Genomic DNA, 13,343 nt, shown 5'->3' with positions numbered 1-13,343 from the left:
GATTAACAGCGTTCGCGTGCAACCCCCACGTAATGGCCAAGGACGTCAAACCGACTCGGAAGAACCTGATGGCGATCGAGGATCGCATCGACCTCTCCGAGCGCGGCCACGACACCTTAGAGAAGAAACGCGACGGGCTGATCATGGAGTTCATGGACATCCTCGATCAGGCTCAGGACGTGCGCTCGGACCTCGATTCCGACTACGAGCGCGCCCAGCGCACCCTCGATATGGCACGTGCGATGGAGGGCGACATCGCGATCCGCGGGGCCGCCGAGGCGCTCAAGGAACACCCCGAGATCACGCTCCAGTCGAAGAACATCATGGGCGTGGTCGTCCCGCAGATCGAGTCGACGCGGGTCAAAAAGGGCCTCGACCAGCGCGGTTACGGCGTGCTCGGCTCCTCGGCGCGCATCGACGAGGCCGCCGACGCCTACGAGGACCTCCTCGAAACGATCATCCTCGTCGCGGAGGTCGAAACGGCGATGAAGAAGATGCTCGATGAGATCGAGACCACGAAGCGACGGGTTAACGCCCTCGAGTTCACCCTCCTGCCGACGCTCTACGAGAACCAGGAGTACATCGAGCAGAAGCTCGAAGAACAGGAGCGCGAGGAGATCTTCCGCATGAAGAAGATCAAGGACAAGAAGGAGGCAGAAGAGGAGGAGAGCGAGCCCGACGTGACCGAGGGCGAGCCGATCCCGGCCGACGACTGAGAACGCCGCCTCGTTTTAGTTCCCTCCTCCCCTCTCGTGTTTATGGACTGTGCTACCTGTGGCGACGAGACCCTGCTCGTTTCCGCCCCGGATCTCGTCGCGTATCTGCCGGGCGAGCCCGGGACCATTGCCGTCTGTCGGACCTGTCTCTCCGTCGTGCCCGCCGAAGCCGAGCCCGTCGACGACCCGGCCGATGTCGCGGCGCTCTCTACCGGGCTTCCCGACGATCCCGACACCGCGCTCGCGCTCGCGCTGTTGGTGACGCTCTGTGAGTCGCTGGCGCTGTATCGCTCAGAAATAGAAGAACTCGTAGAGCGCATCGAGCGTGCGGGCGTCGATCCGCTCTCGGCGCTCGACCATCTGGAGAACGACCCCTCTCTCGACCTCGCGCTCGACGTCGAGCGCCGTCGTCATCAACTCGTCCAACTGCTCGGCTGAACCGACGAGCGGCAGGAGGAGAGGCGCTCGTGGTGCTCGGTTTAGACGCCCGTCTCGTAGCGGAGGATGCCCGCGATACCGCCAAACGCGTCGTAGAGCTGTTCGCCCTTCTCGAAATCGGTGGAGATGAACTTGGGTTCGGTGCCGCGCTGTTCCGCGATCGCGATCAGGTGCTCGATGACGTCCTCTTGTTCCGTGACCTCGGCCTCTGTACCGTCCTCACAGGTGTGTTCGGGCGTCGAGTGTCGCCGGTCGACGACTTCGTACTCGTCGGTGTCGCCACAGTCGTAGACGACGACGTCCTTGCGGAGGTCCTCGCTAATGAGCAGGCGATCGACCGACCCCATGACGAGGTTTCTCCGCGTCGGTTCGAAGCCGTAGGTCGCGAGCCCGCCGTCGTGAAGCTGCTTGAAGAACTCCTCCATCTCGGATTTGTCCTTCATCACCTCCGCGTCCGCCAGCGCGTCCTCGGCGGCGTCCACGAGGTCGTACAGGCCCGACTCGTCGGTGTAGGAGACGTCGAACTTCCCGAGGACCTGATCTCGAAGCTCGTGATGGAGGTAGTCGCCGTCGAGGAACTCGTCTTTGGTCGGCGAGGGACCGCCCACCAGAACGCCGTCGAGTTCGTGGCGCTCGGGGACGAAGAGGTCGTTGGCCATCTCAGCGACCTCCTGATAGAAGTTGTCGATGGCCTCCAGTCGGAGGCGGGCGAACCGCTGGGCGGACTGGCCCCCCTTTCGCTGTTTGCCCGGCACCAGCGAGGAGGCGGATTTGACGGGTTCGACGCGCTTGCCCCGGAGCCAGCCCACGTTTGCCTCCCGCCGGTCGAGGACGATCAGGCCATACAAGCCCTGATCGGCCAGCATGTGTTCTAAGGGCTCGGTCAGGAAGTCCGAATCGCAGTGATACCGGAACGACTCGACGGGCTGGGGCGGGTTTTCGAGCACGCGGGTGATCATATCGGTCTGACCGCCGCCAGAATCGACCGCGCCCGAAAACAGCACCATACCGTTTTCCGGCGGGTAGGTGTCGTAGTACCGGAGTCGGTCTTTGATGCTCGTCAGGGCGTCTTGGACGTTCGTGCGGGTCTGTTTCGACTTGATGTTCGAGGCTTCCGAGTGCTCTTGGGTGACGTGGGCGACGACGTCGGAGACCTGTCTGTCCTCCGGGACGTAGATCGTCACCAGCTGGGTGCCCGATCCCTCGAACTCGTTGAGCTCCTCGATCACCCGCCGGAACTCGTATTTCTTCCTGTCGGACTCCTCCGTGTCCTGACTACTCATTACCCTATATAGCCCGTCCAGCCGGTAAGTACCCTTTGACCGCCCGTGTCGTCCTCATCGAGACCAACGACCGGGTCGTGTTCTACATCGACTCGGGCGCTTCGACCCCGAGGACCGAAAGCGCGTTCGCGATGGTGTGACGCGACGCCGCCACGAGTGCGAGTCGGGCCGCTGTCAGCGCCTCGTCGTCAGTGAGCACTTGGCGCTCCCGGTAGAAGGCGTTGAACGTTTCCGCGAAGTCGCGGGTGTAGGTCGCGATCTGGTGGGGCTGGCGGTCCTCGGCGGCCGACTCGATCACGGCCGGGAACCGCCCGATCACCTCTATCAGGTCCCGTTCCTCCGGGCTGTCGAGCAACGCGGGGTCGACCGTACCGGGTTCGCGGTCGGCCTCGCCGTCTCGCGGCTCTGCCGCTCGATTCTCCGAGGCCCGTTGGGCCTCGCTTAGGATCCCGCAGGTCCGGGCGTGGACGTACTGGACGTAGGGCGCGGACTGGGCCTCGAAGTTCAGCGCGCGATCCCACTCGAAGGTGATCGCCTTCGAGGGCTGTTTCGAGACGATGTCGTACCTGACGGCACCGATCCCGACCTGACGGGCGATCCGGTCGATGTCGTCCTCCGAGAGGTCGTCGTTACGGATCCGGTCGTCCATGCGGACCTCGACTTCTTCGCGAGCGCGCGCGACGGCCTCGTCGAGCAGGTCGTCGAGGTCGACGCCCGTCCCCGCGCGGGTGCTCATCTTGCCCTCGGGGAGGTTGACGTAGGAGTAAAAGACCGAATCCAACTGGTCGGTATCGTTACCCAGTAAGTCGAGCGCCGCCGCGAGCTGGGTCGCCTGCAGTTTGTGGTCCTCGCCCAACACGGTCACGGCGTGGTCGTACTCCTCGAACTTCCACTCGTGGTGGGCCAGGTCCCGTGTCGTATAGAGCGAGGTGCCGTCCGAACGGAGGAAGACGAGGTTCTTCTCGAAGTCGGGCAGATCGAGCTGCCAGGCGTCCTCCTCGTAGACGGCCTCGTCGAGTCCCTTGAGCCGGGTCACGAGATCGTCGACGCTCCCGTCACGGATGAACCGCGTCTCCTTGACGAACTCGTCGAACTCCGCGGGCAACCGGGAGAGTGACTCGCGCATCCCTCCCAGCACCGTGTCGACGACGCGCTCGACGCGCTCGTAGGCATCCTCGTCGCCGTTCTCGAGACCCTGCATGATCGAGGCGATCTCGGCCTCGGCGGCTTCGACCTCCTCTTCGTCGCCGTCCTCGAGAACGGCGTTGCCCTTTCGGTAGTACCGGACCAGTTCGTAGTCGGCTTTCTCGCGGTCGGGTTCCGGAAGCTCGCTCTCGTCGAACGTCTCGTAGGCCCACGTGAAGACGGCCATCTGGCGGCCCGCGTCGTTGACGTAGTAGTGACGATCCACGTCGTTGCCGGCGAAATCGAGCAGCCGGGCGATCGAATCGCCGATGATCGGGTTGCGCGCCCGCCCGACGTGGACCGGCCCCGTCGGGTTGGCGCTCGTGTGTTCGACGACGACTTCTCTCCCAGTGGGTTCGAGCCGTCCATACGAGTCCTCGCGGGCGGCCTCGAGCGTCTTCTCGTAGTAGGCGTCACTCGCGTGGAAGTTGACGTACGGCCCCTGCGTTCCGACGCTCGCGAGGTAGTCGTAGTCGGCTACGTCGATCGTTTCCGCGAGCTCTCCGGCGACCTCTGGGGGGGCCTTTCCGACCTCTCCCGCGAGCCGAAAGGCGACGCTCGAAGCGAGGATCGCCCCGACGTCTTCGGGCGGTTCTTCGAGACCGAGATCACCTGTCGGAAGCGAGAGCGCAGAGAGCGCCTCCGTGAGCGCCTCTTCTGCCTCGGTACGGAGCGAGAGGAACATACTCGCCGTTCAGGATCGGCGGATAAAGCCGTTTTCAATCCGCGAGGCCGACGACTTCGCCGTCGGTTTCGAGCGCGGTCAGACAGTCCCAGACGCTGTAGGCTTCGACCTCATCCCGACACGGGAACACCCGTCGGAGTTCCTCTTCGACGTGAACTGCGATACAGATTATCGGGAAGACGACCTCGCGGGCGTCGGCCCGTTCGTGTTCCTGAAAGAACGGCTCGATGGTGTGACCGACCGCCGCCGCGCGCTCTTTGAACGTCTCGAAGGTCTCGATCGATTCGTCGCTCCCGTTTCGGACGACCACTCGGTCGTCCCAGTGGCGCACGCGCAGACCCTCGATCCGCCCGTCGGTTTCGAGCTGTTCGGCCCGCTCTATCACCTCCTCTTGGCGCTCACGGGCCGGAAGCGATGCGGACGCCCGAAGGTAGACGACGAGTGTCGGTTGTATGTTGCTCTCGCTCATGGCCCTCACCCACGTGATTCGTGGACACGTACCGATTGGATTTCCAACTACAAAGAGACGGGGGGCTACTCGGACTACTCGGGCATCTCGTCGATGAGGACGACCGCCTCGCCGTCGATCAGCGTCGCGCCCTCGGCGGTCGTGACGTTCGCGGTCAGGCGGTACTTGTCCTCGCCGAGGTCCTCGACGATCTCACAGCGGGCGGTGAGTACCGACCCGATCTCTGCCGGTCCCTTGAACTCCATGCTCTCGGAGAGATAGATCGTCAGCCCCGGCAGTCGTGCGAGAGCGGCGCTGATCAGTCCGGCGACCAGCGTTCCGTGGACGATTCGCCCGCCGAAGCGTGACTGCTCGGCGAAGCGCTGATCGAGATGGAGACGGTTGGTGTCGCCGCTGGCCTGTGCGAAGGCGTGGACGTCGGCGTCGGTCAGGGGTTTGGTGAACTCGACGTACTCGCCGACGGCGAGGTCTTCCCTGGTGTCGACCGACCGCTCCATCGACCACCCGAGCGAACCGTACGACAGCGAGGCGACCGGAGCGTTGATCCGCTCGCTTTCGGTCGACGAGGAGAGTCCCATCCCCGCGAGGATCGCCCGGTTGGCCTCGACGTAGCTGTTGACGACGTGTTTCGAGGCGTCGGACCACGAGTCGACGAACTCGCCCATCGGCGTCTCCTCGGCGTTCTCGCTCTCGCTCATCGCACGCCTCCACTCATCGGATCGAGGGTCGGAGTCGGATCGAGGGTCGGAGTCGGATCGAGGGTCGGGCGACACACGGCCTGTGCGGTGTGATCCATACACACACCTAGGCCACGAGCGACTTAAGTACATTGAACTTAAGCGGGGAGCTTTTGACCCCGCATACCCAACCGACGATCCATGAGCGGCCCGAAGCAGGTCTCCTCGCCGGAGTACCACAGCGAGAACCACACCGCCGCCCAGACCTGCGGGTGGACCGCAAACGCCCTGCGCGGCGAGGGTAAGTGTTACAAGTACGCCTTCTATGGGATCGAGTCCCACCGCTGCATCCAGATGACGCCCGTCGTCAAGTGCAACGAGCGGTGCGTGTTCTGCTGGCGGGACCATCGGGGCCACGCCTACGAACTCGGCGACGTCGAGTGGGACGATCCCGAGGCCGTCGTCGACGCTTCGATCCGGCTCCAGAAGAAGCTGCTCTCGGGCTTCGGCGGCAACGACGAGGTTCCCCGCGAGGTCTTCGAGCAGGCGATGGAGCCACGCCATGTCGCCATCAGCCTCGACGGCGAACCCACGCTCTATCCCTATCTCCCCGAACTCATCGACGCCTTCAGTGATCGAGGGATCACCACCTTTCTCGTCTCCAACGGGACCGATCCGGAGATGCTCGCGCGCTGTGAGCCCACCCAACTCTACGTCAGTGTCGACGCCGCAGAACGCGCCACCTTCGATCAGGTCGTCCGTCCCGTCGACGACGACGCCTGGGAACGCTTGATCGACACGATGGACGTGCTGGCCGAGAAGGACGAGACCCGCACGGTGCTTCGCACGACCCTCGTCGGCGGCGAGAACATGCACGACCCCGACTGGTACGCCGCTTTCTACGACCGCGCGGATCCGGATTTCGTAGAGCTCAAAGCCTACATGCACGTCGGACACTCTCAGGGGCGCCTCGACCGCTCGGCGATGCCCGACCACGAGGACGTAGTGGCGTTCGCTGAGGGCGTCCGCGAGCACCTGTCCGAGCACGAGTACCTCAACGACGTGCCAATCTCGCGGGTCGCACTGCTCTCGAAGACCGAGGAGACGTGGGTGCCGAAACTGAAGAAGGGAAGCGACTTTTGGGACGAGGACCCGCTCACCGCCGACTAGCGTCCCATTTCTGGTACGCATCCCAAATCCGCTACGCTTATACGGACCGATCCCGAAGCCCGAGGCATGTCACAGACCGCGGTACGGGAGGTCGGCCCCGACGAACTCGCCGTACTTCGGCAGTTGGGGCTCGACGGCGCGCTCTCGGGCGAGGCGAAGATCTCGTGTTCGGCGCTGGCTGAGAGGTTAGAGACTTCCAGCCAGACCGCCTCGCGCCGCCTGCAGGCGCTCGAAAGCGCGGACCTCGTCACGCGCGAGACGGTCGCCGACGGCCAGTGGATCGCGATCACCGACGCCGGCGAGCGCGCACTCCGCGCGGAGTACGACGCGTATCGACGGCTGTTCGAGGGTCGATCGAGCGTCGACCTCGAAGGCACAGTCACAGGAGGGATGGGTGAGGGCAAACACTACATCTCGCTTCCGGGCTACATGGCTCAGTTCGAGGAGCGACTCGGATACGAGCCGTTTCCGGGGACGCTGAACGTCGATTTGAGCGAAGAGAGCGTCCGACGGCGCGGCGCGATGGAGGCGTTCGAGCCGGTCCACATCGACGGTTGGGAGGACGCAGATCGCACGTATGGTCCGTGTGTCTGCTATCCGGCGACCGTCATCGCCGACGAGGAGTACGACGGCGCGCACGTCATCGCCCCCGAACGGACCCACCACGACGAGGATCAACTCGAACTGATCGCGCCGGCGAAACTCCGCGACGAGCTCGGGCTCGCCGACGAGGACGCGCTCACCGTTCGAGTGGAGGAGAAATGACACAACGCCAACGCGGCGCGACCGAACGGGCGGTCGAGGCGTTCCGTACCGGGTCTCCGGTTCTGATCCACGACGCCGACGACCGGGAGGGCGAAACCGACCTGATCTACCCCGCGGGCGCAGTCACGCCTGCGGCCGTCGCTCGTCTCCGCAACGACGCCGGCGGGCTGGTCTGTGTCGCCCTTTCGTCCGGCGTTGCCGATACCCTCGACCTCCCGTTCGTCCAGGAGGTCCTCGACCACCCGACCGCGAACGATCACGATCTCGCCTACGACGATCGGTCGTCGTTCTCGCTGACGGTCAACCACCGCGAGACTCGGACGGGGATCACCGACGCCGACCGCGCACTGACGATCACGGCGCTCGCCGAGGCCGCGGCGAGGCCGGATCCCGACTCGTTCGCCCGAACCTTTCGCGCACCGGGACACATCCATCTGCTTCGGGCCGCCGAGGGGCTGCTCGACGAGCGGGAGGGCCACACCGAGTTCGGGGTCGCGCTTGCCGACGCTGCCGACCTGCCGCCCGCGGTCGTCGTCTGCGAGATGCTCGACGACACCACCGGAAGTGCGCTCTCGCCGGCCGACGCCCGGGCGTACGCCGAGCGCCACGACCTCTCCTACGCCGAGGGGCGGGATCTGCTGGCGGCGCTTCACTGATCCGGCCCCGACCCGGTTTATCGACCGTGAGGAAACCGCACACTCATTACGGCGGGGTTCGACCGGTCGGATATGGGATTCGACGAGATGGACGTCGATACGATCTGGATGGACGGCGAGTTCGTCGACTGGGACGACGCCCAGATCCACGTCCTCAGCCACGGGCTGCACTACGGCACCGGCGTGTTCGAGGGGATCCGTTGTTACGACACCGAGGAGGGCCCCGCCATCTTCCGCTGGGACGAACACGCGAAACGGCTCTACGATTCGGGCCAGCCCTACGGGCTGGAGATCGACCACGAACCCGAGGAACTCGAGGAGGCGACCAAGGAGCTGATCCGCCGCCAGGAGCTCGAATCGTGTTACATCCGCCCGATCGCCTTCTACGGCTACGACAGTCTGGGCGTGAGCCCGAAGGACTGTCCGACACGGATCGCCATCGCCGCGTGGCCGTGGGGGGCGTATCTCGGCGAGGAGGCCCTCGAGAAAGGTGTGAAGGTGAAGGTCTCCTCGTGGCGCAAGCACGCCTCCAGCCAGATCCCCACGAACGCCAAGACCACGGGGCTCTACGTCAACAGCCTGCTGGCGGGCGAGGAGGCCCGGAGCCACGGTTACGTCGAGGCACTTGTGTTGAACAAGGAGGGTAATGTCGCGGAAGGCCCAGGAGAAAACCTCTTTCTGGTCCGTGACGGCGAACTCTACACCCCCGGGCTGGCCGAGGGAATTCTGGACGGTATCACGCGCAACAGCGTGATCACGATCGCCCGGGATCTGGGTTACACGGTCCACGACGAGGCGACGATCAGCCGGGGGGAACTGCACACCGCAGACGAGCTGTTCTTTACCGGGACGGCCGCGGAGGTCACGCCGATCAGGCAGGTCGACAACGTCACCGTCGGCGAACGCGGGCCGGTCACTGAAGAACTTCAATCCCGATTCTTCGATATCGTCGAGCGCCGGACCGACGACTACGACGACTGGTTCAGCTACGTCTAGAAGGTTCTTATCGCTCGCCGACGTATGTGGTGTAATGACACACAACGAGGAGGGGACGACGATCGTCACGCGCGAGATCGGGGGAGCGACCGTAGGGATCGGAACGGACGAGGGCGAGATATTCATCGACCTGCCGATCAACCGCCCGATCTACATCCGGGTCCGGGAGGGTGATCACGTCCAGGAGGGCGACGTTCGCGCCCGGGGGACGTTCGAACTCGGTTCGGGCGGCTCGGAACTCGCCTCGACGACGCTGCAGACGTGGGTCGTCGAGGCGATCACCCCCGAGACGGTGACGGTTCGGGATCTGGCGACGGACGAACCCGAGGGGTGGGACCGCGAGGAATGCGAGGAGAACCTCGCGACCGGCGTCGTGAGCACGAACCTCACCGACTTCGAACGGGTGAGCGTCGTCCAGACCGGACCGTGGGACGACGAGGCGGATCGTAGCGATCCACACGTCACCGCGACGGCCTACGGCGACGACGGGCGGAAGTTCTCCCGGACCTACCGATTCATCGATACCGAAACCGATGCCCTCGAATACTGGCATCAGGACCGCTCGATCGAGACCTTCGACGAGAACCTCGCCGCCCACTTCGAACGGCGGATCGAGGAGGCGCTTACGGACGACGGCTACGCGGTGCGGTGAGGCCGTAGTCTCGCGTTCGGGAGACAGACGGGCGCGGGCTTATCTCCCGACCCACTTCAGGACGAGTAGCGTCCCCTCGAAGAGGCCGACCATCGTCAGGGCGATGATGATCGGGGCCATCCCGGTCGGATCGGGACTGGAGACGAACGCGAGCCCCAGAAACGCACCCCAGAAGTAGAGGCGTCGTTGGGTGAGCCACCGTCTCGTCGTGAGCCCCATCATGATCGCGAGCATGATCAACAACGGGATCTGAAAGACGATCGCGAGGTACGCCATCAGGATCAGCATCAGCCCGAAGGTGTCGCCCAGCCCGAACGCGATCGCCCCGGCGTCCTGCGAGTAGGTCAGGAAGTACGTGAAGATCGCGGGGAGGACGACGAAGTACGCAAAGAGCACGCCCACGACCCCGAGCACCAGACTGGTGGGGACGGCCGCGAGGTAGTACTTGCGTTCGTTCCTGTAGAGCCCGGGACGCATGAACCGGTAGCTCTCGTAGACCATTACCGGGAGCGCGACGATCAACCCCGCCAGACTGGCGACCTTGATGCGCGCGAGGACGAACTCGAGGGGGCCGTAGACGCGGGGCTGGGCGACGTCGCCGCCCGGCAGTACGGAGTACCAGATGAAGGTGATGAGCTGGTCGGCCAGCGGGAAGACGACGATGCTGACCGAGCCGGCGACGACGATGACGATCGCCAGGCGCTTGATCATCTCCTCGATGTGATCGGCAAGCGGCATCTCCTGGTCCTCGGCGGGTGCGGAGATGCCACCGACGTCGGCCTCGTCGTCGGTCGTGGCCGACGCCGTGGTCGTCCCGCCGTCGGGGACGGCCCGCTCGCCGTCCGACCTGCGATGCTCGCCCATTCACCGAGAGATAGGTGTCCGGGCGGTTATAGGCTTTCTTTCTCGATGGCCCACGCACGCGCCAATCGGAGAGAGAAGATTGATAACTGCCTATCGGCTATCGTCGATGAATGGCTAGTTCGATCGTCGACGAGGACACCGCCCGGAGCCTCGACAGCGGGCGACAGACGATCGGGGCGGTGCTGTCGACGGTCCAGACGCACCTCCAGAAGGTATTCATAATCTTCGTCGTCGGTTTCTTGGGCACCTTTTACGCGCTCAGAGCCGTCGTCTGGGACTGGCTTCGCGCGGTGACGATCTCGGGGATGCCCCCGGATGTACTCGAACGGTTCGACATCATCGTTACGACTCCCTTCGAGGTGATCTTGCTACAGGCGAAGATCGGGATCGTCGCCGGGATCGTCGTCGCGATTCCGCCACTGCTCTATCTCTCCCGGCACGAACTCCGGGCGCGAGGCTACTGGCCACGGACGCCGATCGCGCGCTGGAAGTTCGCCGGGATTGCCCTCATGTCGCTTCTCCTGTTTCTCGGCGGCGTTTCGTATGCGTACGGCATCTTCTTTCCGCTGATCCTCGGCTTTCTCGCCGAGTTCTCCTACAACGTCGGGGTCGATCCGACGTGGTCGATCGTCATGTGGACGCAGTTTCTGGTTCTGCTCACGGTCTCCTTCGGGCTCGCCGCCCAGTTGCCCCTGGCGATGAGTTCGCTCGCCTACGCCGAGATCGTCCCCTACGAGACGTTCCGGGACAAGTGGCGATACGCGGTCCTGGGGATCTTCATCTTCGGGGCGATGTTCTCGCCGCCGGATCCGATCTCCCAGATCATGTGGGCGGTACCGCTGGTCGTCCTGTACGCGTTCAGCCTCGGGATGACGCGCGTCATCGTCACCCTCAAACGTGGCGGTCGGGCGAACGTCCGAGGGACGATCAAGCGGAACCTCGGCACGCTGTTCGGCGTTCCACTGTTGCTCGCGGCGGGGCTGTACGCCGCGCTCGTCTCCGGGGCGGGCGAGTACCTCAACGATGCGTTGCTCGACCCACGCGACATCGCACTTCCACAGGTGTTCTGGTTACGGGAACTTCTCGGCGTGTCCCGCGAGGCCGCCCTCGCAATCGGGGCCGCGGCGGTCCTGTTCGCCGTGGCGTTCGCGCTCGTCGTGTTCTACCTGTTGATCTCCTCGGTCGAGGAGGCGCCCACCGGATCGACCGGTCGGATGGGCGATCCCGGCGGGATCGATCTCGCGGAACTCGACGCTGCGGGCGTCCGGGCCGCGCCCGAAGCGGCCTTCGAGGCGCTCTCGGAGGACGAAGCGCTCTCGCTCGCCCGCGAGTCGATGGCGAACGACGATCCGGAGAAAGCGCAGGCGATCCTCGACCGGTTCGACGCCGTCAACGCCGGGGACGACGCGGCAACGGAGCCCGAAACCGAAACCGAGGCCGGAACCGGGACCGCCGATACGGGGACGACGGAGGCCACGGACGAAGACGACGAGGACATCGGCGGGATCCTCAGTGGCACCGCGACGGGGATGTTCGCGGCCTTCTCCGAGGAGAAGGACGAGGACGACATCGGCGGGTATATCTACGACATCAAGTACATCGCGGACAGCCTCCGCTCGCGACTGCTGTGGATCTTCGCGGTCTTCGGCGCGGTGCTTCTGGGCGTCTTCACCTTCTTCTACATGGGCGGGGTACGGATCATCACGCAGGACTTCGTCTCGCGGATGCCCCGAGCGGTCGTCAGCATCGACGACGTCAGGATCATCGACCTCCACCCCGTCGAGACACTGATGTTCATCATCAAGGTGAGCACGCTCGTGGGTCTGCTGTCGATCCTCCCGATGGTGCTGTACTTCGCGTGGCCCGCGATGAAGGAACGGGGCCTGACACACGGTCAGCGCTCGGTCGTCTACGAGTGGACGATCGCCATCGCGCTGGCGCTGGCCGGGGGGACCCTCCTCGGCTACTACTACATCGCCCCCGGGCTGATCGGCTTTCTCGTCTACGACGCGACGCAGGCGGGGATGGTGATCTCCTACCGGATCAGCAAGTTCTCGTGGCTGATCATCTACACGACCGTCGGCGTTGGCCTGCTGGCCTGCGTCCCGATCACGATGTGGATGCTCTTTCGGGGCAAGATCGCCTCCTACCGCGCGATGCGAAACCGCTGGCGCGAGGTCACTATCGCGGTGTTCGCGGTCGCCGGTATCTTCACGCCCGTGAGCGTTCTGACGATGTTCCTCGTGGCGATTCCGACGATGTTCGCGTACGGGCTCGGCCTCGCCGGTCTCTTCGTCGTCACCCTCGGCGGTCGTCGGGACTTCGGCGAGCGACCCGCGGTCGAACCCGACACCGGCAGTTCGAAGTGGCTCGCGGTGATCTTGGCCGTCCTCGTCGTGATCGGCGGTGCCGTCGCGGTGACCGGCGGCGTTCTCGGTCCCGTCCTCTCCGACAATCCCGTCCCCGACGTGCCCACGCCCGGTGACGAAGCGGACGGCCCGTCCACGACCGCCGAGAACGGGAGCGACGAGAACGCCACCGACTCCGCAGACAATGCCGAGAACGCCGAGAACACGAACACGGACGGCGAAACAGACACCTCCGACACCGAGGACGGAACCGCCGGCGACGGGGACGACAGTACTGAGAACGATGACGAAGGCGATGGGGCGACCGGCGACGCTCCCGCCGAAGACGAGGGGACTGACGACGGCAGTACTACCGACGAAAACGGGGACGGATCGGGATCGGGGATCGACGTCCGTGAACCGATCGACGAGGCGTAAC

13 protein-coding genes are annotated in these 13,343 nt (G+C 64.8%); 8 read left to right on the top strand and 5 right to left on the bottom strand.

Annotated elements, in window-relative coordinates:
• Positions 1 to 32: 32 nt before the first annotated feature.
• Together HAPAU_RS13280 and HAPAU_RS13275 are read left to right on the top strand one after the other, a co-directional pair.
• Positions 33 to 716, top strand: coding sequence for a V-type ATP synthase subunit D (locus HAPAU_RS13280; RefSeq protein WP_066383558.1), 684 nt, complete (start codon positions 33 to 35; stop codon positions 714 to 716).
• Between the two features lie 42 nt (positions 717 to 758).
• Complete coding sequence (locus HAPAU_RS13275; protein ID WP_066383557.1) at positions 759 to 1,154, top strand: DUF6276 family protein; 396 nt, start codon at positions 759 to 761, stop codon at positions 1,152 to 1,154.
• A 41-nt stretch (positions 1,155 to 1,195) separates the two neighbouring features.
• Here the strand turns inward: HAPAU_RS13275 and prf1 are convergent, their stop codons facing one another.
• The 4 genes from prf1 to HAPAU_RS13255 all read right to left on the bottom strand — a co-directional run bounded on the left by prf1 (position 1,196) and on the right by HAPAU_RS13255 (position 5,474).
• A complete protein-coding gene (gene prf1, locus HAPAU_RS13270; RefSeq protein ID WP_066383556.1) occupies positions 1,196 to 2,437 on the bottom strand; it encodes a peptide chain release factor aRF-1 in 1,242 nt (413 codons plus the stop codon).
• A gap of 82 nt (positions 2,438 to 2,519) precedes the next feature.
• A complete protein-coding gene (gene argS, locus HAPAU_RS13265) occupies positions 2,520 to 4,307 on the bottom strand; it encodes an arginine--tRNA ligase (protein ID WP_066383553.1) in 1,788 nt (595 codons plus the stop codon).
• 34 nt (positions 4,308 to 4,341) lie between these two features.
• Positions 4,342 to 4,776 (bottom strand): HTH domain-containing protein, encoded by a 435-nt coding sequence (locus tag HAPAU_RS13260; RefSeq protein ID WP_066383548.1) that lies wholly within the window; start codon positions 4,774 to 4,776, stop codon positions 4,342 to 4,344.
• Between the two features lie 74 nt (positions 4,777 to 4,850).
• On the bottom strand, positions 4,851 to 5,474 hold the full coding sequence (locus HAPAU_RS13255) for a MaoC family dehydratase (protein WP_066383547.1): 624 nt from the start codon (positions 5,472 to 5,474) through the stop codon (positions 4,851 to 4,853).
• Between the two features lie 180 nt (positions 5,475 to 5,654).
• Here HAPAU_RS13255 and twy1 point away from each other — a divergent pair, with 180 nt between their 5' ends.
• The 5 genes from twy1 to HAPAU_RS13230 all read left to right on the top strand — a co-directional run bounded on the left by twy1 (position 5,655) and on the right by HAPAU_RS13230 (position 9,692).
• Complete coding sequence (twy1, locus tag HAPAU_RS13250; protein WP_066383546.1) at positions 5,655 to 6,623, top strand: 4-demethylwyosine synthase TYW1; 969 nt, start codon at positions 5,655 to 5,657, stop codon at positions 6,621 to 6,623.
• Positions 6,624 to 6,689: 66 nt separating this feature from the next.
• Positions 6,690 to 7,388: a DUF120 domain-containing protein gene (locus tag HAPAU_RS13245; protein ID WP_066383545.1), complete on the top strand. Its 699-nt coding sequence runs from the start codon at positions 6,690 to 6,692 to the stop codon at positions 7,386 to 7,388.
• Positions 7,385 to 8,044, top strand: a complete 660-nt coding sequence (gene ribB, locus HAPAU_RS13240; RefSeq protein WP_066383543.1) for a 3,4-dihydroxy-2-butanone-4-phosphate synthase — start codon at positions 7,385 to 7,387, stop codon at positions 8,042 to 8,044. The genes HAPAU_RS13245 and ribB overlap by 4 nt, the downstream gene beginning before the upstream one ends.
• Before the next feature lie 72 nt (positions 8,045 to 8,116).
• Positions 8,117 to 9,040 carry a branched-chain amino acid transaminase gene (locus HAPAU_RS13235; RefSeq protein WP_066383536.1) on the top strand — a complete coding sequence of 308 codons (924 nt, stop codon included), beginning with the start codon at positions 8,117 to 8,119 and terminating at the stop codon, positions 9,038 to 9,040.
• 34 nt (positions 9,041 to 9,074) lie between these two features.
• On the top strand, positions 9,075 to 9,692 hold the full coding sequence (locus HAPAU_RS13230) for a hypothetical protein (protein ID WP_066383533.1): 618 nt from the start codon (positions 9,075 to 9,077) through the stop codon (positions 9,690 to 9,692).
• A gap of 39 nt (positions 9,693 to 9,731) precedes the next feature.
• Here HAPAU_RS13230 and tatC read toward each other — a convergent pair whose 3' ends face one another.
• Positions 9,732 to 10,556 (bottom strand): twin-arginine translocase subunit TatC, encoded by an 825-nt coding sequence (tatC, locus tag HAPAU_RS13225; protein WP_084383726.1) that lies wholly within the window; start codon positions 10,554 to 10,556, stop codon positions 9,732 to 9,734.
• Between the two features lie 110 nt (positions 10,557 to 10,666).
• On the opposite strand from tatC, the gene HAPAU_RS13220 reads away from it, so the two are divergent.
• Positions 10,667 to 13,342: a twin-arginine translocase subunit TatC gene (locus HAPAU_RS13220; RefSeq protein ID WP_066383530.1), complete on the top strand. Its 2,676-nt coding sequence runs from the start codon at positions 10,667 to 10,669 to the stop codon at positions 13,340 to 13,342.
• Position 13,343 lies beyond the last annotated feature (1 nt).

Source organism: Halalkalicoccus paucihalophilus, from assembly GCF_001593955.1.
GTDB classification, from domain to species: domain Archaea; phylum Halobacteriota; class Halobacteria; order Halobacteriales; family Halalkalicoccaceae; genus Halalkalicoccus; species Halalkalicoccus paucihalophilus.
This window is presented reverse-complemented; position numbering and strand designations above follow the sequence as displayed.